The sequence below is a fragment of the Pseudogemmobacter faecipullorum genome (assembly GCF_020539525.1).
In the GTDB taxonomy this organism is placed as follows: Bacteria; Pseudomonadota; Alphaproteobacteria; order Rhodobacterales; family Rhodobacteraceae; genus Pseudogemmobacter; species Pseudogemmobacter faecipullorum.
The window spans coordinates 42,507-65,787 of the sequence record NZ_JACDXX010000007.1 but is presented as its reverse complement, the minus strand read 5'-3'; the positions used below and the strand labels follow the sequence as shown (position 1 = coordinate 65,787).

The 23,281-nt window shown below is 62.8% G+C and carries 21 protein-coding genes; 14 read left to right on the top strand and 7 right to left on the bottom strand.

Annotated features, from left to right (window positions below; all coding sequences use genetic code 11):
* The first annotated feature begins 47 nt into the window (after window positions 1-47).
* From H0485_RS09115 to H0485_RS09105, 3 genes are all read left to right on the top strand, one after another.
* Window positions 48-863, top strand: a complete 816-nt coding sequence (locus H0485_RS09115; RefSeq protein ID WP_226935063.1) for a hypothetical protein — start codon at window positions 48-50, stop codon at window positions 861-863.
* A 12-nt stretch (window positions 864-875) separates the two neighbouring features.
* Window positions 876-1,571, top strand: coding sequence for a class I SAM-dependent methyltransferase (locus H0485_RS09110; protein WP_226935062.1), 696 nt, complete (start codon window positions 876-878; stop codon window positions 1,569-1,571).
* 140 nt (window positions 1,572-1,711) lie between these two features.
* On the top strand, window positions 1,712-1,861 hold the full coding sequence (locus tag H0485_RS09105) for an entericidin, EcnA/B family (protein WP_226935061.1): 150 nt from the start codon (window positions 1,712-1,714) through the stop codon (window positions 1,859-1,861).
* 430 nt (window positions 1,862-2,291) lie between these two features.
* Here the strand turns inward: H0485_RS09105 and lepA are convergent, their stop codons facing one another.
* Window positions 2,292-4,091: a translation elongation factor 4 gene (lepA, locus tag H0485_RS09100; RefSeq protein ID WP_226935060.1), complete on the bottom strand. Its 1,800-nt coding sequence runs from the start codon at window positions 4,089-4,091 to the stop codon at window positions 2,292-2,294.
* Between the two features lie 128 nt (window positions 4,092-4,219).
* Here lepA and H0485_RS09095 point away from each other — a divergent pair, with 128 nt between their 5' ends.
* The 8 genes from H0485_RS09095 to soxZ all read left to right on the top strand — a co-directional run bounded on the left by H0485_RS09095 (window position 4,220) and on the right by soxZ (window position 11,098).
* Window positions 4,220-5,335, top strand: a complete 1,116-nt coding sequence (locus tag H0485_RS09095) for a hypothetical protein (RefSeq protein ID WP_226935059.1) — start codon at window positions 4,220-4,222, stop codon at window positions 5,333-5,335.
* Window positions 5,336-5,558: 223 nt separating this feature from the next.
* Window positions 5,559-5,879: a hypothetical protein gene (locus H0485_RS09090; RefSeq protein ID WP_255613457.1), complete on the top strand. Its 321-nt coding sequence runs from the start codon at window positions 5,559-5,561 to the stop codon at window positions 5,877-5,879.
* 393 nt (window positions 5,880-6,272) lie between these two features.
* The gene (locus tag H0485_RS09085) at window positions 6,273-6,593 is read left to right on the top strand and encodes a c-type cytochrome (protein ID WP_226935058.1); all 321 of its coding nucleotides are present in this window, start codon (window positions 6,273-6,275) and stop codon (window positions 6,591-6,593) included.
* Window positions 6,590-7,876, top strand: a complete 1,287-nt coding sequence (locus tag H0485_RS09080; RefSeq protein ID WP_226935057.1) for an NAD(P)/FAD-dependent oxidoreductase — start codon at window positions 6,590-6,592, stop codon at window positions 7,874-7,876. Before H0485_RS09085 ends, H0485_RS09080 begins: the two co-directional genes overlap by 4 nt.
* Window positions 7,877-7,892: 16 nt before the next feature.
* A complete protein-coding gene (locus H0485_RS09075) occupies window positions 7,893-8,921 on the top strand; it encodes a YeeE/YedE family protein (RefSeq protein WP_226935056.1) in 1,029 nt (342 codons plus the stop codon).
* Between the two features lie 6 nt (window positions 8,922-8,927).
* Window positions 8,928-10,286, top strand: a complete 1,359-nt coding sequence (locus tag H0485_RS09070) for an FAD-dependent oxidoreductase (RefSeq protein ID WP_226935055.1) — start codon at window positions 8,928-8,930, stop codon at window positions 10,284-10,286.
* Entirely contained in the window at window positions 10,270-10,758 is a 489-nt protein-coding gene (locus tag H0485_RS09065) for a thiosulfate oxidation carrier protein SoxY (RefSeq protein ID WP_226935054.1), read from the top strand. Before H0485_RS09070 ends, H0485_RS09065 begins: the two co-directional genes overlap by 17 nt.
* Window positions 10,759-10,771: 13 nt before the next feature.
* Window positions 10,772-11,098, top strand: coding sequence for a thiosulfate oxidation carrier complex protein SoxZ (gene soxZ / locus H0485_RS09060; protein WP_226935053.1), 327 nt, complete (start codon window positions 10,772-10,774; stop codon window positions 11,096-11,098).
* A gap of 130 nt (window positions 11,099-11,228) precedes the next feature.
* On the opposite strand, the gene H0485_RS09055 is transcribed toward soxZ, so the two are convergent.
* Both H0485_RS09055 and H0485_RS09050 read right to left on the bottom strand, forming a co-directional pair.
* On the bottom strand, window positions 11,229-11,600 hold the full coding sequence (locus H0485_RS09055) for an HIT domain-containing protein (RefSeq protein WP_226935052.1): 372 nt from the start codon (window positions 11,598-11,600) through the stop codon (window positions 11,229-11,231).
* A gap of 37 nt (window positions 11,601-11,637) precedes the next feature.
* A complete protein-coding gene (locus tag H0485_RS09050; protein WP_226935051.1) occupies window positions 11,638-13,215 on the bottom strand; it encodes a DUF5928 domain-containing protein in 1,578 nt (525 codons plus the stop codon).
* Between the two features lie 240 nt (window positions 13,216-13,455).
* On the opposite strand from H0485_RS09050, the gene H0485_RS09045 reads away from it, so the two are divergent.
* Both H0485_RS09045 and ssuD read left to right on the top strand, forming a co-directional pair.
* Complete coding sequence (locus H0485_RS09045) at window positions 13,456-14,274, top strand: sulfotransferase family protein (RefSeq protein ID WP_226935050.1); 819 nt, start codon at window positions 13,456-13,458, stop codon at window positions 14,272-14,274.
* Window positions 14,275-14,537: 263 nt separating this feature from the next.
* Window positions 14,538-15,689 (top strand): FMNH2-dependent alkanesulfonate monooxygenase, encoded by a 1,152-nt coding sequence (ssuD, locus tag H0485_RS09040; protein WP_226935049.1) that lies wholly within the window; start codon window positions 14,538-14,540, stop codon window positions 15,687-15,689.
* 108 nt (window positions 15,690-15,797) lie between these two features.
* Here ssuD and H0485_RS09035 read toward each other — a convergent pair whose 3' ends face one another.
* The 3 genes from H0485_RS09035 to ptsP all read right to left on the bottom strand — a co-directional run bounded on the left by H0485_RS09035 (window position 15,798) and on the right by ptsP (window position 20,940).
* Window positions 15,798-17,285, bottom strand: a complete 1,488-nt coding sequence (locus tag H0485_RS09035) for a carboxypeptidase M32 (RefSeq protein ID WP_226935048.1) — start codon at window positions 17,283-17,285, stop codon at window positions 15,798-15,800.
* Entirely contained in the window at window positions 17,285-18,454 is a 1,170-nt protein-coding gene (ctaA, locus tag H0485_RS09030) for a heme A synthase (RefSeq protein WP_226935047.1), read from the bottom strand. Before ctaA ends, H0485_RS09035 begins: the two co-directional genes overlap by 1 nt.
* Before the next feature lie 242 nt (window positions 18,455-18,696).
* Window positions 18,697-20,940 (bottom strand): phosphoenolpyruvate--protein phosphotransferase, encoded by a 2,244-nt coding sequence (ptsP, locus tag H0485_RS09025; protein WP_226935046.1) that lies wholly within the window; start codon window positions 20,938-20,940, stop codon window positions 18,697-18,699.
* 219 nt (window positions 20,941-21,159) lie between these two features.
* Here ptsP and H0485_RS09020 point away from each other — a divergent pair, with 219 nt between their 5' ends.
* Window positions 21,160-21,855 carry a hypothetical protein gene (locus tag H0485_RS09020; protein ID WP_226935045.1) on the top strand — a complete coding sequence of 232 codons (696 nt, stop codon included), beginning with the start codon at window positions 21,160-21,162 and terminating at the stop codon, window positions 21,853-21,855.
* A 77-nt stretch (window positions 21,856-21,932) separates the two neighbouring features.
* Here the strand turns inward: H0485_RS09020 and H0485_RS09015 are convergent, their stop codons facing one another.
* The gene (locus H0485_RS09015; protein WP_226935044.1) at window positions 21,933-23,192 is read right to left on the bottom strand and encodes an aspartate kinase; all 1,260 of its coding nucleotides are present in this window, start codon (window positions 23,190-23,192) and stop codon (window positions 21,933-21,935) included.
* Window positions 23,193-23,281 lie beyond the last annotated feature (89 nt).

Sequence of the window (23,281 nt, the reverse complement as noted above, 5' to 3'; positions counted from 1 at the left end):
GGCCCGGGCAGAGTTTCTTCCGGATCCAATTCCTCTGAGGTAGCACATTGAACAGTCCCACCCGCCGCCCCGTGGCCTCGCTCTGGATCGGGCCGCGCCTGCATTATCTGAACCAGCTCTGCCTGCTCAGCCATCTGCGCCATGGCCATCCGACCACGCTGTTCTGCACCGAAGAGGTCTCGAACGTGCCCGAAGGGGTTGAGGTGCGCAAAGCCTCAGAGATCATGGATATTGATATGGAGATCGTGCGCCAGACCTCGGAAAGCTTCCTCTCCAATGTCTTTCGCTACAAGATGATCCAGGCCACCGATGCGGTCTGGATCGACTGCGATGCTTTCTGCCACCGCCCCTTCCCCGATGAGATGCAGAATATCTATGCCGGTCACGGCTTTCGCGGCGCGCTGAACTGCGGTGTGGTCTATATTCCGAAACAGGGCGAGCTGATCCATCAGCTGCTGGATTATTACGACAATCTGCCCGAGGCCCCGGCCTGGTTTAACAAACAGCAGCGCAAAAGGATCGACAAACAGGATCCCACCCTGCCCCAGGCAGTACGGATCTATAATGCCGAGCGCACCGCCTTTGGCCCCCAGGCCTTTACCTGGTTTGCCCAGCAGACCGGCGATTATGAAAAGGCGCTGAGCGCGGATTATCTCTATCCGGTGCCCTTCCAGCTGAATGATGTGTTCTTTGATCCCTATGGCCGGGTCGAGGGGCATTTCACCGATAACACGCTCTCGGTGCATCTTTATACCAATGGCACCAGGCCCTGGTGGCGCAAAAATGCGCCGCTGGTCAATTCCTATGCCGAGCGGATGTGCCGCGAGATCGGGGTCGATCCCGCACTGGCGCTGGAAGAGTAACGGCGCTTCCGCATGGGCATTTCATTGATCCCGGGGCTGTTTCTGGCCCGCCATGCCGGAGCGGTCGCGGCCAGCGGGCGCGGCATCATCCTTGGCCGGCAGAAGCTGCATATGGCCGAGGGGCGGCGGCGGCGCTTTCTGCGGGCGCTGAAAGCCATGGGGATTGCGCTTCAGGAAGATGAGATCACCCAGCAGGACGGCTTTACCGAAGCTTTGTTCGCAAAGCTCGGCTATCCGAAGATCGAGGCGCTGGATTTCACCGATGCCGAAGGGGCTGAGCATGTGCATGATCTGAACCTGCCCTGCCCAGATAGCCTGCGCGGCCAGTTCGATCTGGTCATAGACGGCGGCACGACTGAACATATTTTCCATATCAGCCATGCGCTTGAGACCTGCCACCAGCTGCTCAGACCCGGCGGGGTGATGATGTCCTATGTCGCCGCCGATGGCTGGTTCGGCCATGGGTTTTTCCAGACCGGGCCGGATGTGCCCTGGCGGTTCTGGCACCATACCCTTGGCTATGAAATGCTCGAGGTCTCGATTGCGCCGCGCCGCTCGCCGCTGGAGCTTATTGCCATTCCCGATCCCAGCGGCCAGCCGCGCGGCGGCGAACGCGCGCTGGAGGGGCCGCATATGATCCTTTACGCCTGCCGCCGCCCGCTGCACGACCCACCCCCGCGCGCGCCGATCCAGGGCCATTACCTCTGAGGATTGATCGCTCCCGCGCCCCGGGCGGAGATCGGCAGGATATTGCCAGCGCTGCTGCACCGGCCTGGACCGGGGGAACCCAGAGGCGCGGGCTGCGTTTTGCCGGGGTATTTCATGACTTAAGGGAAGGATACCCTGCGATGACCAAAGCGATGCCCCGCGCGCTGATCACCCTTTCGCTGCTGGCAGTACTGGCGGCCTGCAATACGATTGAAGGCGCAGGCGCCGATATGCAGCGCGCCGGTGCTGCCGTCAGCTCGGAAGCCCGCAAAACCGCGAACGACCTCTGATCAGACCCCTCCGGCCCGGCAGACCCGGGCAGAGGCTGGCAGAGATACCCCTCCGGAGCATAGCTCCGCGAGGGGTTTTCTTTTGCCTGACCTCCCCGGTGAACCGCGCGAAACCGCTAAAAAAACGGCTGATTTTGCGCCGCAACTGCCAATGTCCCCCGGGATAAAAGGCCTGCGCTCCGGTCGGAAATGGCCCCCCGCAGCGGCAAACCGGTGCCGGTTGTGATTGCCCGGGCCCATGGCCAGATCATGAAGCGTCACGCCCGGACCCGGCCGGGCCGCCATGTGCAGCCGGTCCGCTCGGGCCAATCCGCTAGGGCCAGGGCCTGAATGCCAGGTTGAGCGGCGGCGGCTGCAGCGAGATCCGGCCAAATAAAAAAAGCCCGCACTGCTGGTGCGGGCTTTTTATTCAGTCTGAAGGCCCCGGGCCTCAATTGTCCATCTTAAGCGCCTGGATGAAGGCGGTCTGCGGGATTTCGACCTTGCCGAACTGCCGCATCTTTTTCTTACCCTCTTTCTGCTTGTCGAGCAGCTTGCGTTTCCGCGATGCATCGCCGCCATAGCATTTCGCCGTCACGTCCTTACGCATCGCCGAAAGGGTCTCACGCGCGATCACCCGGGCGCCGATCGCAGCCTGGATCGGGATTTTGAACATATGGCGCGGGATCAGCTCTTTGAGCTTTTCCACCATCACCCGGCCCCGCGCCTCGGCCCGGTCACGATGCACCATGATTGAGAGCGCATCGACCGGCTCGTCATTGACGAGGATCGACATTTTCACGAGGTGATCCTCGCGGTATTCCGAAATCGAATAGTCAAAGGAGGCGTAGCCCTTGGTCACCGATTTCAGCCGGTCGTAGAAGTCGAACACCACCTCAGCCAGCGGCAGGTCATATTCGACCATAGCGCGCGGACCGGCATAGGTCAGGTTCAGCTGAATGCCGCGACGGTCCTGGCAGAGTTTGAGGATATCACCCAGATATTCATCCGGCACCATGATCGTGGCTTTGATCCGCGGCTCTTCAATGTGATCGACATAGGTCAGATCGGGCATATCCGCCGGGTTGTGCAGATCGCGCACCTCGCCGTCTTTCATATGCAGCTTAAAGACCACGCTCGGCGCGGTGGTGATCAGATCAAGATCAAACTCGCGCTCAAGCCGCTCGCGGATCACCTCGAGATGCAGCAGGCCGAGGAAGCCGCAGCGGAAGCCAAAGCCCAGTGCCGCCGAGGTTTCCATCTCATAGCTGAAGGAAGCGTCATTCAGCGCCAGTTTTTCAATCGCATCGCGCAGATCTTCGAAATCGGCGGCATCGACCGGGAAGAGACCACAGAACACCACCGGCTGCGCCGGTTTAAAGCCCGGCAGCGGGGCCTCACAGCCCTTGCGCTCATGGGTGATGGTATCGCCGACCCGGGTATCGCGTACCTGTTTGATCGAAGCGGTGAACACGCCGATCTCGCCCGGGCCCAGCTCGGCAATATCGGTCATCTTCGGCTTCAGCACCGCCAGACGGTCAATCGGATAGATCGCATTGGTCTGCATCATCCGGATCCGGTCGCCTTTGCGGATCACCCCGTCCATGACGCGGATCATCACCACCACGCCCAGATAGCTGTCATACCAGCTGTCAACCAGCATCGCGCGCAGCGGCGCATCGCGCTCGCCCTGCGGGGCGGGCAAACGGGTGACAATCGCCTCGAGCACATCGGGGATGCCCAGACCGGATTTGGCCGAAATCATCACCGCATCCGAGGCATCAAGGCCGATGACATCCTCGATATTGGCCTTGACCCGATCGGGGTCAGCCGCCGGCAGGTCGATCTTATTGAGCACCGGCACGATCTCATGCCCGGCGTCGAGCGCCTGATAGACATTGGCCAGGGTCTGGGCCTCAACGCCCTGGCTGGCATCGACCACCAGCAGCGACCCCTCAACCGCCCGCATCGAGCGCGAGACCTCATAGGCGAAGTCAACGTGGCCGGGGGTGTCGATCAGGTTGAGAATATAGGTCCGGCCATCCTTCGCGGGATATTCAATCCGCACCGAGTTGGCCTTAATGGTGATGCCCCGTTCGCGCTCGATATCCATCGAGTCCAGAAGCTGGGCCTTCATATCGCGTTCGGCCACGGTGCCGGTCATCTGAATGAGCCGGTCGGCAAGCGTAGACTTGCCGTGGTCGATATGGGCGACGATGGAGAAATTGCGGATGTGATCGAGCTGGGTCATGGGTGCCGCTATAGCGATAGTCGCGGCATGCTGGAAGGGGGACAATCCGACCGGATGCAGGGATTTTAACACTGACGGGCCCCGGTGCCCCTGCCCTGGGGGCAGAATACAGGAATGAACGGCAGATTATGGCGGTATCCCGGCGCAAAACCCTCGCCCTGATTGCGGGCGGGATCGGAGCGGCAGCGCTTATTTTCCTGGCCTCCGGCCCGTTTCTGCCGGGTTCCTCCGCCCGGCCCGGTAAGGCGCCGGAAGCGCCGCCGCAATCGCGCGATGTGATCCGGATGACCGAAGGCTATGATCTCGGCCAGGGCGGCTTTTCGCTTGTGCTGGGCGATCTGGTGACCGGCCGGGGGCCGTTGCTGGTGCAGGATGCGGCAGAGCTGAGCCGCCTCGCCCCTGATCTGTGGTACAGCCTGCCTGTCAGCGCTGAGGCGGCGGCAGGCTCTGAACACGCCGCGCCGCAGGTAGAGGTCGGCACTTTGTTTCAGGCCGGCCTGCCCTTGCATATCTTCACCTGCCCCGAGGCCGATTGCGGCAGCTGGTTCATCGGCGCGGACAGCCAGGGCGCGCACGACAGCGGCTTTGCCGCCCTGCGCCAGCGCAGCGCCCTGCCCGGCGAGCCGGTCGAACATGTGACGGGCTATTATGACAGCTATGCCGGCTATCAGCGCGCGCATGCAGCGATTCTCGCCGGCAACGGGCGCTGGTTTGCCACCCCCGGCGCTGCAAAGCTGCAGCAGGAGGAGGCGGCCCCGGCGCTGCTCGAGATCACGCTGCCGGTTGAGCTTATCGCCGGCGAGGCCCCGCCCGCCGCCGAGGAGGAGGCAAGACTGACGGCGCTCAGCTCTGGCTGGCTGGGCGACAGGCCGGGCAGCGCCGGGGTCGCGATCAGCCTGCCCGAACCGGTCAGCCTGACCCTGCTGCCGCCGCTTTCAGACGCGGGCGCAGAGATCCCCCTGCCCGGGCTGCACTATCGCAGCCGGGTGATCAGCCTACAACTGGCGCAGGCCGATGCCCGCAGCCTCGCGGACCAGATCGACCTCTCGGGCTTTGCCATGCCCGATCTGCTGATCCTGAGCGATGCCGCGCATCAGGCCCTGCGCCAGCAGGGCTATGACACCGCCTGCCTGCCGGATTGTGCCAGTATCGCGCTGGGTCGAATCAACCAGCCCGCCCGGATCGGAATTCACCCTGCCCCGGGCTGGGAAATCGGCAGCTGGCGGCTGAGTGAGGCCGATTGATCACGCTCACAAATTCGCGACAGCCTCTGGCTTCCCGCCGATCCTGGGGCAGAATCCCCCGCATTCCCCTGGAAATTGTGCCGGACCGCCGCGATTGCAGCGGGCCCCGGCCCGGCCCTGGCAGCATTGAAATATTGCGGGCATTTTGGCAGACTTCTCCTCACAATAATGACCGTAAGGTGTTGGGACATCCGGCCCGCACCCCGGCACGATGAGGCAGATCATGAAGAAATCTCTCGTTACCGCCGCGCTTGCGGCAGCAGTGCTTTTTACCGCAGTTCCGATGTCTTCAGCTGGTCCGATTGAATCGGCATGTATGCGTTCGGATCGTAAATCCGCAAACCGCACACTTTGCGGCTGTATCCAGCAGGTCGCGGATATGACGCTGAAAGGCGGCGATCAGCGCCGCGCCGCCAAGTTCTTCCGCGATCCCGACCTGGCGCATACCGTCTGGATTTCGCAAAAGCCCGCTGATGACGCCTTCTGGGACCGCTATAAGCAATTCGGCGCCATGGCCGAGGCCTATTGCGGCGGCGGGGCCTGAGCCCGGCACTTCCGCGCCATGCCGGGCCTCTCTGCCCGGCGCGGCGCCTTGCCGCCGGATCCGGGCGGGACCAGGCATCCGGCCACGCGCCCCCCATACCCGCTGCGCGGCTTTTGCCGCCCGGCAGTCACAGAGCCTGAGGCCAGAGATCCAGGCCTGCTGCGCTGCCCCGCAACGCTGCGGGGAAAAGAATTTCCCTCTCCCCCGGCGCCATGGCGGTGAAATTATTCCGCCCCGGCCCTGCAGAGCAGCAGGGCTGTCCTGAATCCTCTCAGGCGGTCTTTATGGGCTTGCCTCAAGGCGCGCTGCAGAAAAGAATTGCGCGATAACACCTTAGCCATATGAGCGATTTCACTGCAGCCGCAGTGTCCCGCCAGCAAGGAGCCGCCTCCCGTGTTTCGCAGCCCCCCTCCCCTGTTTCTGCTGCCGCTTCTCGCCGCCGCCCTGATCCCCGCCCCAGGCTTTGCCGAAACCGCCGATCCCGCGGCCCGGGTTCTGGCCGCCTCCTGCTCGGCCTGCCATGGGCCGGACGGGGTCTCGCCCGGCTCTATCCCCGCGATCAGCGGGTTGAGCCAGGCAGAGCTGATCGAACAGCTGACCAGTTTCCGCGATGCCCCGCCTGCGGGCACCACGGTGATGGAGCGCCATATGAAGGGCTATGATGATGCGCAGATCGCTGCCATCGCCCGTGCCATCGCGGAGGCAGGCAAATGATCCGGGCAAACCGCAGAACCGTACTGTCCGGGCTGAGCGCTGGCCTCGGCGTCCTTGCCGCCCCGGCGCTGATCCGCGCCGAAGCGGCCTCGGCCCGTATCGTGGTGATCGGCGGTGGCTTTGGCGGCGCCACTGCCGCGCGCTATCTGCTGAAATACAACCCGGCGCTGAAAGTCACCCTGGTCGAGCCCGCCACCAGCTTCATCACCTGCCCCTTCTCGAACCTGTTTCTCGCCGGTCTGCGCAGCTGGGACAGCATCACCCACAGCTATGACGGGCTGAAGGCCGCCGGGGTTGAGGTGATCCATGCCACGGCTGAACAGATCGACGGCGTGGCGAAAAAGGTCACGCTCTCGGATGGCCTGGTGCTGGATTATGACCGGCTGGTGCTCTCGCCCGGCATCGACATTAAATGGGGCGCGCTGGAAGGCTATGATGAGGCTGCCGCCGGACTGGCACCCCATGCCTGGAAAGCCGGGCCGCAGACCCTGCTGCTGAAAGCGCAGCTCGAGGCGATGCAGGATGGCGGCACTTTCGTGATGTCGATCACCGATGGCGCCTTCCGCTGCCCGCCCGGCCCCTATGAGCGGGCCTCGATGGTGGCGCATTACCTGAAGCATAATAAGCCGAAATCGAAAATCCTGCTGCTCGACAGCAAGGATAAATTCTCGAAACAGAGCCTGTTCCAGCAGGGCTGGGCGGCGCTTTACGGCGATATGATCGAATGGGTCGGCGTCGATGACGATGGCAGGGTTACCAGGGTCGATGCGGCAAGCCTGACGGTTGAGACCGCTTTCGGGGAAAGACACAAAGCCGATGTGCTGAATGTGGTACCGCCGCAGAAAGCCGGCCGGATCGCCGACCGCGCCGGGGTGACCAATGAGACCGGCTGGGTGCCGGTAAAGGGCAATAGTTTCGAATCCGCCCAGGTCGCGGGCATCTATGTGATCGGCGATGCCACCATCGCTGCGCCGATGCCGAAATCGGGCTTTGTCGCCAATACCCAGGCCAAAGTCGCCGCTGCAGCCATCATCGCCGAACTTGCCGGGCGCGAACCGGCTCCGGCCAGCTTTGTGAATACCTGCTACAGCCTTGTCGGCCAGGACTGGGGCATTTCCGTCGCCGGGGTCTATTATTTCGACGGCGAGACACTGGCCGAGCGTGAGGGCGCAGGCGGGGTCAGCCCGATTGATGCCGATGCCAGCTTCCGCCAGGCCGAGGCCAGCTATGGCGCAGGCTGGTATGCTTCGGTCTCGGCTGATATCTGGGGCACAACACCTTGATCCGGCGGAGGAAAAGATGAGCCCGGTCCTTGCAGGTCTCGCCTTGGGCGCCGTGTTCGGAGCGGCGGCACGGCTGGGTCAGTTCTGCCTGCTGCGCGGCATGAAAGGCCTGTTCGGCGGCGGCGATCTGTCGGCGCTGCGCGCCTTTGGCCTCGCGCTGGAGGTGGCGCTTTGCGGCAGCCAGGCGCTGAACTGGTTCGGCCTGACCGATCTTTCAGCCTCGCTGCCGCTGCGCGGGGGCCTGCCGCTGGGCGGGCTGGCGCTTGGCGGGGCAATCTTTGGCTTTGGTATGGTGCTGGCCAATGCCTGCGGCGCGCGGTCGCTGGTCTTGCTGGCCGGGGGCAATCTGCGTGCGCTTCTGGTGCTGCTCTGCCTTGGCCTTGCCGCCCAGGCCAGCCTGACCGGCATCCTGGCCGAGGCACGCCAGGCGCTGCAGTTCGGACCCGTGACCACCGGTGCGGTCCGGGTCAGCGATTATCTTGCGGCCTTTGGCCTCACCGGGCTCAGCGCCACGCTGGTGGCGGCCGGGATCCCCTCGCTCTTCCTGCTCGCTTTCGCTTTGCCGCTGATCCGGCACAGCCGGACCGAAGCACTGATGGCGGTGATCGTCGGGCTCTGCATAGTCATGGGCTGGTGGCTCGCTTTTCGTACCAATGACCCGTTTGACCCGAAAATCCTGAATTCGCTCAGCTTTATCGCCCCGATCGGCGAGGGGGTGCTCTGGCTGATGCTCTCGACCGGCCGCTCTGCCAGCTTCGCCCTCGCCATTGTCGGCGGCACCCTGGCCGGGGCTTTTGTCATGGCGCTGCTGACCCGCAGCTTCACGCTCGAGAGTTTCGGATCCGGGCAGCACACTCTGCTCGCGGCCAGCGGCGGCATAATGATGGGATTTGGCGGTGTACTTGCCATGGGATGTTCCATAGGGCAGAGTCTGAGTGGTATCTCAACGCTCTCTCTGGCCAGTCTGGTCGGGACCCCTGGGATCCTCTCCGGTATCCTTGTTGGCCTGATTTTTATGCGCCAGGTCAACCCGGGAAGGAACTGAACGCCCATGCTGCTGAAATCCTCGCTTTCGCGCCGCAGGCTGCTGACCGGCGCCCCGTCATTCGCGTTGTTTTCAGGCCTCGCAGCCCCGCTGCTCGCCGCCCCCGCCGCGCTGACCTCCGAGACCCTTCTCTTGCCGCGCAATGTGACGGCCCCGGGCAAAGGCCCGCGGGTGGTGATCTGTGGCGGCGGCTGGGGCGGGCTGTCCGCCGCGCGCCATCTGCGCGAGGAGCTGCCCGATGCCGAGATCATTGTGCTCGAGCGCAACCCGATCTTCTGGTCCTGCCCGATGTCGAACAAATGGCTGATCGACGTGGTCGATACTGCCTTCCTGACCCATGACATGCTGCATCCGGCGCAGAAATGGAACTACAGCCTTGTCCAGTGTGAGATCACCGGCTTTGACCGCGCAGCGAAAACCGTTTCTACCTCAAAGGGCAAGGTCGCCTATGATTTCCTGATCCTGGCCGGGGGCATCCGCAATGCCTATGATGTCTGGTTCGGCGAGGATCAGGCAGCGGCGGAATATACCCGTCAGAACTTCGGCTCGGCCTATATTCCGAATTCCGAACATATCGCGCTGAAAAATAAGATCCATAATTTCAAAGGCGGCACCATTGTGATGACGCTGCCGCCGCCGCCGCATCGCTGCCCGCCCTCGCCCTATGAGCGCGCCTGCGTCATGGCCTGGCACTTCAAGACCCATAAAATTCCGGCAAAGATCATCATTCTTGATCCCAAGCCGCAGATCGGGCCGATCGGCCAGGGCTACCGCCAGGCCTTTGAAGAGCTTTATCCCGATATCATCACCCATGTGCCCAATGCGAAGGTGAAAGAGGTCGATCCCTGGAATAAGAAGATCTCGACCGAGGCCGGGGATTTCAGCTTTGACGATGCGGTCTTCATGCCGCCGCATCAGGCCGCCGATATGGTCTGGTATGCCGATCTGATCGGCAGAACCGATGAGGGCAGGCCGACCGGCTGGGCCGATATGGACCCGCGCTATTTCACCGCCCGTGAGGATGAGGATGTCTATATCATCGGCGACAGCATGGGGGCGATCAGCCCGCATTTCGGCCATTATCCGAAATCGGCCCATGTGGCGAATTACATCGGCAAAATCGTCTCGCGCAACCTCGCCCAGAGGGTGCGCGGCGAAGAGGTGCTGGCCGAGCTGCCGGATAATCTGTGCTATATGCTGGTGAACGGCGCGCCGCGCGAAGCGATCTCGGTGCAGTTCACCTACGCGCTTGGTCAGGACAATCAGGTGCATCAGACGCAGATTGATGTCGATGTGCGCACCCCCGATTTGCTGGCCGAGGATTTTGTCTGGGTAGATGGGATGTTCAATGACTTCTTACGCTGATCTGAACCGGCGCCAGCTGCTGGGCAGCGGGGCTGCGCTCGGCGCGGCCGCGCTGCTGGGCGCCCCCCCTGCCCTCGCCCAGACCTCAACCGCCACAGCCCGGGCCGATACAACGGAATCGGACCGGATCGCCCTCGAATTTCTGGCCGGAACCACTGCCGCGCCGGGCGGGCTTGCGCTCGATCTGCCCGCGCTTGGCGATAACCCTGCCGCGGTGCCGGTCCGGGCCTATCTGACCGGAGAGCTGAGCGATGATCTGTGGTGCGAGGAGCTGATCGTGCTGGCCGAGCGCAATCCGATGCCGCTGGCCTGCCGCTTTCGCTTTACCCCTCTGACAGGTACCGCCGATGTCGCGGTGCGGCTGCGGCTGATCGGGAGCATGCATATCCGCGCGCTCGCCCGGATGAGCGACGGGCGCTGCTTTGACATCCGTCAGGAAATCACCGTCGCCGCCGGCGGCTGCGGCCTCTGAAGGGAGAGAGAGAATGGCAAATCCCCCCCGGATCTGGCTGTCAAATGAGGCCCCGGCAAAAGATGAGATCGTCCGGGTCCGCGCCCAGATCACCCATATCATGGAAAGCGGCCTGCGCATTGATGCCGCTGGCCAGAGCATCGCGCGCGATATCCTGACCGCCTTCGAGGCGCATCTGGGCGATGATCTGATCCTCAGCTGGCAGCCCGAGACCGCGATTTCGCAAAATCCCTATCTCGAATTTACCTTCCAAGCGCGCCAGAGCGGCCGGCTGAGCATGGTCTGGTCCGATGCCAGCGGCATCGTGGCCGAGGTCACGCGTGAGATTATCCTGAGCTGATCATGCCGCCTTGCGGCATCCGCAGAGGGGAAAGCCCGGGCGCAAGGCCCGGGCTTTTGCGGTCTTGCCGCAGCCGCTGCAAAGCGCGGCGCGGGGCAGCCGTGCCGTGAAGCCGGGGCCGCTGCGGCACTCAGGCCTTATCGACCAGACGGCCCAGCACCCGGCCGCCCAGAATATGCAGATGGTAATGCGGCACTTCCTGCATGCCCGAGGTGCCGGCATTGGTAATGGCGCGGTAGCCCTCGGGGCCGGACAGGCCCAGATCGGCAATCACTTTGGCCGTGGTGCGGTGGAAATCTACGATCTCGGCCTCCGAGGCCTCAGCCGCGAAATGATCGTAATTCACATAGGCGCCCTTCGGGATCGCCAGCACATGCACCGGCGCATGTGGCGCGATGTCATGGAACACCAGGGTATGCGCGGTCTCGGCCACGGTCTTATTCGGGATCTCGCCGCGCAGGATGCGGGCGAAGATATTCTGCGGGTCGTAAGTCCAGGCCATGGTCGGCTCCTGTCAGATCTGCGACGCGGGGCGCGCGTCAGTCGGTAAAAAGATGGCTTGTCGAGACGATGTTCAGCGCCTGGCCAAGCGGAATGTCGAGGAAATCCGCGAGCGCGCGCGCATTGGCAGCCTCAGACTGTCGCTCTGACATCCGGGTGTAGCCAGGAAAATCACATTCGCGGATCTGCTCGCTTTCAAAGGCCAGATCATAGCGGATGGTCTGCAGCAGCTGATCCATCACCTCGGGTGCCGTGGCGTGACCGGCAAGGCCGGTGCGCCGGGCATGGCCGATCAGATCCTGATCGCTGAAGGCGCATTCAATCTCCAGCAGCCGCACCTCGGCTTTATCCTTGTAGAAATCCTGCATCAGCTCGACCGAGGCCGGATCAATGCAGAACAGCATCCGATCGGTCTGCCAGTAATCATAGAGCATCCTGACCAGGGCCCGGCGATGCCGGGTACGCTTTTCCAGCGTGGTCTGAATGCCGCCCAGATCGGGCAGCGCGGTCTGGTCTTCATTGAACAGATAATCGACGCAATGCAGCCCGGTCACATTGCGGATGCGCGCGCTCAGCCGTTTGGCGACATGCCATTTGCGGCAGGTCACCATCAGCAGCAGCCGCTCCCGCCCGAGGCTGGCATCATTCTCCCAGAAGCGCGGCGCATAGCGCCGGCCGATCCGCCCCCGCCCGGTGACAAAGCGAAACAGATTGCGCCCCTCATCCGAAATCTGAAACCGCTGACCGCGTCGCGTGTAAAGCTCGCCCAGCCGCTGTTTCAGGCTGAGTGCATCGGGGCTGATCTTACGGGCAAAGAGGTAATCCTGGCCCAAAAGCAGCGCGTAATGATCATTATGGAAGCTCACCGGCATGCCGTAATCAGTGAAGATCAGGAAGGTCAGCGTGCGCGAGCGGATTTCGCTGTCAGGCACCAGATGGCGGATCAGGGTCTGGAAAAAGGTCTCATCCGGGATCCAGCTCCGGCGAAAAAAGCGCAGCACATCGCGGCGGCGCGCGATGAAGTCGAGCAGGCTTTCCACGCTGCGCCGGCGCAGGCACCACCACTGGCTGCCAATCTGCATCGCCAGATCCGCCGGCACTTTCCGCTTCAGCCCCAGCCGCTGCTGCCAGGCCAGCGAGCGGTAGAACCATTTCTTCTGGCTGCGCTCATTAAAGAAATGCCGGTAGATCAGCCGCTCTTCGCGAATACCGGTCCTGATCCAGTCCGAGCGGAAGAAATCAAAGCTTTCAATGTAATCAACATCTTCGCGCTCAACAAAGGCCCAGGCGTATTCTGCCGATTTGATCGGCATGCAGTCCCCGGACAGCATGTAAAAATGCGTGGCACGCGGGAAGGCCCCGACCGCGGCCTTCAGGGCCTCAAGCGTGGCCTCAACCAGGCTCCATTCGCCCCAGCCACATTTCTGTCGCCGCCTAGCGAAAACCACCGCAGGATTATCTTTCAGCGCCTCAAAGATCTGACGGTAATCTGCAGCACTGGCGCGGGCGTCAAAATGGATCGACAGGCAATCCCCGGCCGCCGTCAGGCGGTTTGCCTGGGCAATGATCCCCGCCGGATCTTTATGGCACAGCAGAATATAGGCAATTTTCGCCATGCTTTCCTTTCGTAGCCTGCGCTGATCCGGCTGTCATCCCGATGCCCGCCCCGGCCCTGCGGGCCGCCCCCTAAGGTATGGCAGATGAAAATGCCGCTCGCCAGTCCTGTCAGCGCCGGAAATGCCTGCCGGGAAAAGCCCCTGTGCCTCCTTGAAATAGCCGGATTTCTTTGCTTTTTTCGCCCGGTACAGCAATCTGGCCCGGGCAGATCCGGCCCGGCAGTGGTAAGGGGCGGCAGAATGGGATTTCCCGGCACCTGGATGACGGAAAGCGAAAGCGTGGTCTACCGCGTGGTGCCGAAATGTGCCTGCTCGACCATCGGTCAGATCCTGTATTATTCGGATCATGGCCGGTTTTTTGACGGCGATATTCATGACAGCACCGCAGGGCTGCATAAATGGGCCCAGGAGCAGAGCCAGCCGCTGATTGAGCGCAATGTGAAAGCGCATCAGAGCTATGCCTTCACCTGCGTGCGCAATCCCTATACCCGGATCCTGTCGTCATTCTTTGACAAAATCTGCGGCATCCAGCGCAATGGCCGGCGCTATCGCGGCAATCTGGTGCCGCTGCTGATCCAGAAATACGGCATTGAGGTCGGCGGCGAGGATGGCAGACAGGAATTTGACCAGATCCGCAGCTTCCGTCGCTTTCTGCTGTTCGCCCGCGATACCATCCGGTTCAAAAAACCGATGGAGCCGGATATTCACTGGTCGGCCATGTCGGGTCATATCTCGACCTTCATCGTCAATGGCGGGCGCTACGACCAGATCTTCTATACCGAAAAGTTCAATGAGGGGATGCAGAAGGTGCTCGACACTATCGAAGTCAGACATCCCGTCGATCTGAATACCATCCCGCGCTTTAACGAAAGCGAGGGGCATGGCCCGAAGCGGCTGCATCCGGTTGAGGATTATTTCGACGATCTGTCAAAGCATCTGGTCTGGGAAATCTACAAGCGTGATTTCCAGCTGTTTAAATACGACTTTGAAAACCCCGGTAATAAACTGCCAAAGGGCGAGGTGGATCTGGACGAGGTCCATGCCAGGCTGGGCGATTGAGGCAGCGGCTCAGCACAGGGGAAAAGCGCCCTGGCAGGGATGTTTCAGCCAGGGGAAGGCCGACAGAGCGCGCGGGCCGCAGGTGCGCAGAGAATGACATTCTCCCGCAGGGGCCCGCTCCGGTTGGGCTGATCCGCCCCGGCCCCTGGCTTTGGAATGGCCGCAGGCAGGGGCTCGGGGATAAACTTCTGGCTGAGAGGATGCGGGCATTCTGACCGCTTCCGCCAGCGCAGCCCCTGCGCATCTGCCTGAAAGTACAGCCGATGACTGCATCCGCCGACCTGCCCCCGCCCGAGATTTTCTGGTTCCTGCCCACCTCCGGCGATACCCGCTATCTGGGACAATCAGATTTTGCCCGCGCCCCCGATAATGACTATATCCGTCAGATCGCGGTGAATGCGGACCGGCTGGGCTATGACGGGTTGCTGATCCCGACCGGGGCCAGCTGCCAGGACCCATGGATCACCGCTGCCAGCCTGATCACCGAGACGAAACGCATCAGACTGCTGGTGGCTTTGCGGACCTCTATCATGGGGCCGACGGCTTCGGCGCGCCAGGCGGCAACGCTGGATCAGGCACTCGGCGGGCGGCTGTTGCTGAATGTGGTGCCGGGCGGCGATGCCACAGAACTGGCGGCGGATGGGGTCTTTTATACGCATGATCAGCGGTATGAGGCGGCAGATGAATTTCTGACCGTCTGGCGCCGGATCCTCGCCACCGGTGAGCCGGTCAGCTTTGAGGGCAAACATATCCGGGTTGAGGGAGCGAAAAATTATCATGCCCCGGTGCAGCGTCCCTATCCGCCGCTCTATTTCGGCGGCTCTTCTGCGGCGGCGCATGATCTGGCGGCAAAACATGTCGATGCCTATCTGACCTGGGGCGAACCGCCCGAGGCCGTGGGCAAAAAGATCGCAGATGTCCGGGCACGGGCCGCAGCCCTGGGCCGGAGCCTGCGCTTTGGTGTGCGTCTGCATGTGATTGCCCGCGAGACCGAGGCCGAGGCCTGGTCCGAGGCAGAGCGGCTGATCTCGCATCTGAGCGATGAGGATATTGCCGCGGGTCAGGCGCTGCAGGCAAAAATGGACAGCGTCGGCCAGGCGCGTATGGCCGCTTTGCATGGCGGGCGGCGTGACCGGCTGGTGGTCGGGCCGAACCTCTGGGCCGGTGTCGGCCTCGTGCGCGGCGGCGCGGGCACGGCACTGGTCGGCAATCCGGAACAGATCACCGAGCGGCTGCGCGAATATCAGGCGCTTGGTGTCGATACTTTCGTGCTGTCGGGCTATCCGCATCTCGAGGAATCGATCCGCTTTGCCGAGCTGGTCTTCCCGCTTCTGGGTCGCAAAGCCGTGACCGGGCGCAGCCATCAGACCGGCGGCGCCTTTGACATCCGCGCCGACCGGGCTGCGCCTCGCTGAGGCGCGGATCAGCCCCACCTGCGCGCTGAGACCATAGCACCGGATCAAAAAACAGGCGCCCGCTGCCGGGCGCCTGTTCAGCGCAGTCTGCTCTGGCCTGCCGCCGGATCAGAAGCCGTAAATGCCGCCGTATTTATTTTCGAGATAGCTCAGCAAAGGCTCGGCCGAAGGGGCAAAGCCGCAGGCCCGTTCGATGGTTTCGGCAGGCGCATAAAGACCGCCATGCCGGCGCAGCCCGTCGCGCAGCCAGTCATTGGCGCGGTTCAGATCGCCTGCCTGCAGATCCTGATCCAGATCGGGCAGATCGCGACGCAGCGCCTGATGCAGACAGCCGGCATAGAGATTGCCGAGGCTATAGGTCGGGAAATAGCCAAAGAGACCAATCGACCAGTGCACATCCTGCAAGACCCCGTTTGAGGGCCGGTCGACCTTCACCCCGAAATCGGCGGCAAAGCGGTCATTCCAGGCTGCCTCCAGATCGCCGACCGCCAGATCGCCGCGCATCAGCGCCCGCTCCAGATCAAAACGCAGCATGATATGCAGATTGTAATGCACCTCATCGGCTTCGGTGCGGATATAGCCCGGGGCGACGCGGTTCACCGTAGCATAGAAATGCTCGGCCTCGGCAATGCCGAATTCGCCAAAACTTTCGCGCATCTGGCCATGCAGCCAGGCGGTGAAGGCACGCGAGCGGCCAAGCTGATTCTCGCAGATCCGGCTCTGGCTCTCATGCACCCCCATCGAGACGCCGCCGCCGATCGGCGTCAGCAGATAATCGGGATCCACGCCCTGCTCATAGGCAGCATGGCCGGTCTCATGGATCACCGAATAGAAGCAGTTGAAGGGATCAGATTCGGTCACCCGGGTGGTGATGCGGACATCCTGGCCCGAGCCCGAGCAGAACGGATGCACCGCCAGATCCATCCGGCCGCGCTCAAAATCATAGCCGAATACCGCCGCCAGCCGGCGCGAGAGGCGCAGCTGGGTCTCGGCGGTAAACAGCCCCTCCAGCGGCGCAACCACGCGCGAGGAGCCGAGGATTTTCTCGCGCAAGGACACAAGGCGCGGCCGCAGCGCGGCGAACATGCCCTCAATCCCGGCGCCGGTCATACCGGGCTCGTAATCATCAAGCAGTGCATCATAGAGATCGCCGCCCGCGGCGAGGGCTGCCCCCTCCTCGCGTTTCAGCCGCACCACTTCGGCAAGGGTCGGCAGAAAGGCAGCCACATCGTCACGCGAGCGTGCCTCGGCCCAGATGCCCTGCGAGACCGAAGTCACCCGGGCGATCTCCTGGGCGAGGGCAGCGGGCACTTTCTGCGCCCGCTCATAGCCGCGCCGGATCTTTGCCAGCTGGGCCTTACCGGCTGCATCCTGCGGGTCTGCCGCATCCAGCCAGTCACCGAGGCGGGGATCGGTGCGGCGGGCGTGCAGCACGCCCTCCATAGCCGCCATTTCCTCGCCGCGCTGATGCGCCGCGCCGCGCGGCATCATGGTTTCCTGGTCCCAGCCCAGCCGGCCGGCGACCTGTTCCAGCGCCGCAGTCTCGCGGGCATGGCTCAAAAGGGCCTCACAGGCAGCAGCAGCAGTCTCAGTCATCAGGCGGTTCCTTTGCGGATAGAGCCAGCGATCGGATACTGGGAAAGATAGCGCGCGCGCAGGATCAGCACCCAGAGCAGAATTGCCCCGAGCTGATGGGTGATCGCCACATGCAGCTGCGCCAGCGTCAGCGCCGAATAGATACCGAGCAGCATCTGCAGCACCAGCATGATCATCACGGCATGGAAGGCCTGACGGGTTTCACGGTAGACCGATTTGCGGCCGCGCAACCAGACCACCAGCCCAAAACTGATCAGCAGATAGCCCGCCATACGGTGCATGAACTGGGTCATGCCCTGGCCTTCAAAGAAAGCATGCCAGGCTGGCAGCACATTGCCGTCCAGATCGGTAACGTAGAAAATATCCGAGGGGATGAAACTGCCGTTCATCAGCGGCCAGGTCGGGAAGGCCGTACCGGCATCCGTCCCCGCCACCAGGGCGCCAAGCAGGATCTGCAGGAAGGCGAAATGCATCAGCCCGGTCGACATCGAGAACAGCTTCGCCTCGCGGCCACGGCGCGCGGTCATCAGCTGCGCCTCGCTGCGCGAGAGCAGAAGAACATACCAGCCGAGGAAGCCAAGGATGATGAAAGCCAGGCCCAGATGCGTCGCCAGCCGATAGGGCGCGACCGAGATCCGCAGGCTGTCGACGCCGGAATAGACCATCCACCAGCCAATCGCCCCCTGCAGCCCCCCCAGCCCGCCGACCAGCAAGAGGCGTCCGGTCCAGCCTGCCGGAATCTGCCGGCGGATCAGGAAATAGACAAAGCCCAGTGCCCAGATCAGCCCGACCGCACGCCCCAGCTGACGATGACCCCATTCCCACCAGTAGATCAGTTTGAACTCTTCGACCGTCATCGTGGCATTGGTCAGCTGGAACTGGGCAATCTGCTGATATTTGGTGAATTCAGCCGCCCAGTCCGCCGCATTCATCGGCGGGATCGCCCCGGTGAGCGGGCGCCATTCGGTGATCGACAGGCCCGAGCCGGTCAGACGGGTGAGACCGCCGATGATGATCATCGCGGCCACCATCAGAAACAGCAGCGCCAGCCAGATCCGGATCGCGGGCCTTGCACCACGCGCGCCCTGCTCAATCATACCGCCTGCAGGCAGGGCCTGTTTCTGCGGCTGCGCCGCGACTTCTTCGAAAATGCTGCGTTTACCGGCCATCTCGCCTATCCTTCGTGACGCGGGCGACCCTAGGCCGGGCGAGCCGCCGCTTCAAGCCTGCCTGCCGCGGCCCGCCGCCGCAGCGATGCGCAAGCCTGCCTGCCGCGGCCCGCCGCCGCAGCGATGCGCAAGCCTGCCTGCCGCGGCCCGCCGCCGCAGCGATGCGGCCGGGGGCCGCGCAGTCAGGGCCTCCGGCGGGGATATTTAAGGACAGATGAAACCAGCCCGGGCCCGCGCGGCACCTATTCGGGCAGCTCTGCCAGATAGGCCATCAGCCGCGCCCGGGCGCTGTCCTCGCCCGCCGCCCGCGCCGCCTCGATCACACCGCGCACCGCCTCAAGATCAACGCGCCGGATCAGCGCTTTCACCGGACCGATCGAGGCCGGGCGCATCGAGAGCGTGTCAAAGCCCAGCGCGGCCAGAACCAGGGCCTCAATCGGGCGTCCGGCATCCTCTCCGCAGAAGGAGAGCTTTGTCCCGGCCCCGGCGCAGCGGGCCACGATCACCTCAAGGAAACTGAGGAAACTGAGGTTCAGCGTATCATAGCGCCGGCGCACCCGCTCATTCTCGCGGTCGGCGGCGAAGAAGAACTGTTTCAGATCATTGCCGCCAACCGAGATGAAATCCGTCGCCTCAAAAAAGGCCTGGGGCGCATAGGCGAGCGAGGGCGTCTCGCACATCGCCCCGATCTCGAGCTGCGACGGGATGGCATGGCCGAGCGATTTCTCGCGATGGATCTCGCGCAGCACCAGCGCCCGCGCCTCGATGAATTCGCGGTGCTCGGCGATGAAGGGGAACATGATGGTCAGCGGCCGGCCATTGGTGGCGCGCAGCAGGGCCTGGACCTGCATCCGCAGCACGCCCGGCTTGTCCAGCCCGACCCGGATCGCCCGCCAGCCCATCGCCGGGTTCGGCTCATCATTGGGCTTCATATAGGGCAGGACTTTATCCGAGCCGATATCAAGGGTGCGGAAGGCAACACGGCGGCCCTTTGCCGCTTCCATCACCCGGCTGTAAAGCGAGGCCAGCTCGGCCCGTTTCGGCATTTTATTGCGGATCAGAAACTGCAGCTCGGTGCGAAACAGCCCGACGCCCTCGGCCCCCGAGCCCTCGAGGCTGGGCAGATCCGCCATCAGCCCGGCATTCATATGCAAAGCGATGGTGCGGCCGCATTTCGACTGCGCCGGTAGCCCCTTCAGCGAGGCATAGCGCTTCTGAGCCTCGGCCTGCATGGCGATTTTATCGCGGAAAGCGCGGGCCACGGTTTCCTCGGGCCGCAGATGCACGATGCCCTGATCGCCATCGACCAGGATATGATCGCCGTTCAGCGCCTCAGAGGCGATGCGTTCGGTATGGATCACCAGCGGGATCGCCAGCGCCCGGGCCACAATCGCGGCATGGCTGCCAACCGAGCCCTCCTCCAGCACCACGCCCTTCAGGCGGCGGCCATATTCCAGCAGTTCCGCCGGGCCGATATTGCGCGCGATCAGAATCGGGTTCTCGGGCAGAGCCGAGCCGGTATCGGTGCCCTGGCCGGTCAGAATGCGCAAAAGCCGGTTCGAGAGATCATCGAGATCCTGGAGCCGCTCGCGCAGATAGGCATCGGGCACCTGTTCAAGCCTGGCGCGGGCGGCAGACTGCTCTTTCTCGACCGCCGCCTCGGCCGAAAGGCCAAGCGCGATATCCTCTTCCATCCGCCGCAGCCAGCCGCGCGAATGGGCAAACATGCGGTAAGCCTCAAGCACCTGCTTTTGTTCTTTGTCGAGCTGCTGGGCCGCCAGAAGATCATCAATCGAGATCCGCAGCTGGCCCACGGCCTCGCGGATACGGGCAATCTCGGTCAGCGGATCATCGGCAACCGGATTGGTCACCACCACCCGCGGCTCATGCAGCCAGACCTTGCCTTCGGCCGCTCCCTCCTGGGCGGCGCTGCCCCGGAACATCAGCGACTGACGATGCAGCGGCCGGCCCGTGCCGTCATCACCGGCAAACACCCCCAGTTCGGTCATTTCGGCCAGCACCATGGCCACCACTTCCAGCGCGTCCAGCTCATCTTCCGAGAAGACCCGCGCCTCTTTCGACTGCACCACCAGAACCCCAAGTCGCTCACCCACCCGCTGCAGCGGCACGCCCATGAAAGAAGGGTAAATCTCCTCGCCGGTTTCCGGCATGAAACGGAAGCCTTTTTCGGCAGGCGCATTGGCGGTGTTCACCGGCAGGCCGGTGCGCGCGACGCGCCCCACCAGCCCCTCGCCCAGCCGCATCCGGGTCTTATGCACCGCGCTTTTGCGCAGCCCCTCGGTGGCGAAAAGCTCAAGCGTCTCCGCATCGCGGAACAGATAGATCGAGCAGACCTCGGTCGCCATCGAATCGGCAATCAGATGGGTGATACGATCCAGACGCTCCTGCCCCTTGCCGGGCATAGCCAGGTCATCACGCAACCGCCGCAACAACCGCCGGCTCTCGCTCTCGCTCCGCTCGTTCATCGTCCGGGGCGGCCTCTCTCACAGGTGTTTCGCCCCTTAGACCACAGGCTGCGCCCGAGGGAAACGTCCAGGATGCGCCGCAATGCAGCATCCGGGACGATTTGCCCGGAATTCGGGCAGATCGCAGCGATCTGTCAGCGGATGCCACTGGCAAAGGCAAGCCCGATTTCCGTCTTGCCCGGAGTGTACCACAGCGCTAGCACAGTAGAGAGGTGCGCTATGTATCAAGATAAAATTACCATGTGCCTGACCATCGGGCGCCGTCCCGATCTGCTGCGTCAGACGCTGGAGACCCTGCGCGGCCTGCCGCCGCTTCCCGTCATCGCCATCAATGATTTCCGCGATGAAGAGACCAATGCGGTTTTCCGTGAGTTTTACCCCGAGGGCCTGCTGCTCGATCCTGGCCGCCATCTCGGCCATCACGGCGCGGTTGATGCGATGTATGCCGAGGTGAAGACCCCCTATATTCTGCATGGCGAGGATGACTGGGGCTTTACCCGCACCGATTTTCTTGCCGATGCGCTGAAGCTGCTCGCCGCCGATCCGCAGATTTCAGTGATCAGCCTGCGCGCCACGCAAGATATTCCGCTGACCGATGCGGACCGGGCCAGGATCACCACCGATCAGCGCGACGGCGTGGCATTCCAGCGCATGGAGCATCTGCATGAGCAATGGCACGGCTATACGCTGAACCCGCATCTGGCCCCGAAAGCGCTCTGGGAAAGCCTCGGCGGTTTTTCCGGCTTTGAGAAAGAGCGCCATCTGTCGCGGCATCTGCGCGCGAAAGGCATGTTCGTCGCCTATCTGCTGCCCGAAGCCTGTCGCCATATCGGCGAGGGGCGCGGCGCTGATATCCGGCGTCATTCCTTATTCCGCCGTTTCAAGAAATGGCTGCGCGGCATCAAAGCGGCCTGATCCCGCCAGCCCCGCCCCCCCTGAAATGCAAAACGCCCCGTCACTGACGGGGCGTTTTATTCAGATCCCGGGCCCGATCAGGCTTTTTCCAGCTCGAAAGCATCATGCAGCGCCTGCACGGCCAGTTCGAGATATTTACGGTCAATCAGCACCGAGATTTTGATCTCAGAGGTCGAGATCACTTTGATATTGATGCCTTCGGCGGCCAGAGCCTCGAAGGTCCGCGCCGCGACACCAACCTGGCTGCGCATACCGATGCCGACGACCGAAACCTTGGCCACTTCGGTATCGATGATCAGCTCATCATATTTGATCTCGCCACGGGCCTGAGCCTGCTCCAGGGCCTTCTTCGCACGCTCGACCTGGTTGATCGGGCAGGAGAAGGTCATATCGGTGACCGCGCCCGGATGCTCATCATCGTAATCTTTTTCAGAAATATTCTGAACGATCATATCGACATTGACCCCGGCCTCAGCCAGCGGCCCAAAGATCGCCTGGGCGACACCGGGGCGGTCTTCGATGGTGAAGAGGGTGATCTTTGCTTCCTCGCGCGAGAAAGCAACGCCGTTAACGACTTTCGATTCCATGATTTCTTCCTCGTCGCAGACCAGTGTCCCGGAGTTTTCGTCGGTTTCCTCAAAGGAGGAGAGCACCCGCAGCCGCACTTTAAAGCGCATCGCCAGTTCGACCGAACGGGTTTGCAACACTTTCGCCCCGAGCGATGACAGTTCCAGCATCTCTTCAAAGGCGATTTTATCAAGCTTGCGCGCTTTTGAGCTGACGCGCGGATCGGTGGTATAGACGCCATCGACATCGGTATAGATATCGCAGCGCTCTGCCTCAAAGGCAGCGGCAAAGGCGACAGCCGTGGTATCCGAGCCACCGCGGCCGAGCGTGGTGATGCGGCCCTCAGGGCTGAGGCCCTGGAAACCCGCAACCACGGCAACCTTAAAGCCCTCGGCGAATTTCGCATCCATATTTTCGCGCGGAATCGAGACGAACCGGGCCGAGCTATGCACCGAAGTGGTGTTGATCGGCACCTGCCAGCCCTGCCAGGAGCGGGCCGGAACCCCCATTTCCTGCAGACGCAGCGCCATCAGACCGGCGGTCACATTCTCACCCGAGGCGACGACAGCGTCATATTCGCGGGCGTCATAGAGCTTGGAAGTGCCTTCGACCCAGCCCACCAGCTCATTGGTCTTGCCCGACATCGCCGAAACGATCACGATCACATCGTAACCGCGCTCAACCTCGCGCTGTACTTTTTTGGCGGCATTCGCGATGCGGTCAAGATCCGCAACCGAAGTGCCTCCGAATTTCATCACCAGAAGCGGCATCTGACCCCCCCGCGCCCCATAAAGGGCATTCAAATCGCGCGCTTCCTAGCCCCTGACCCTTTCCTGCGCAAGGGGAGGTGCGCAGCCCA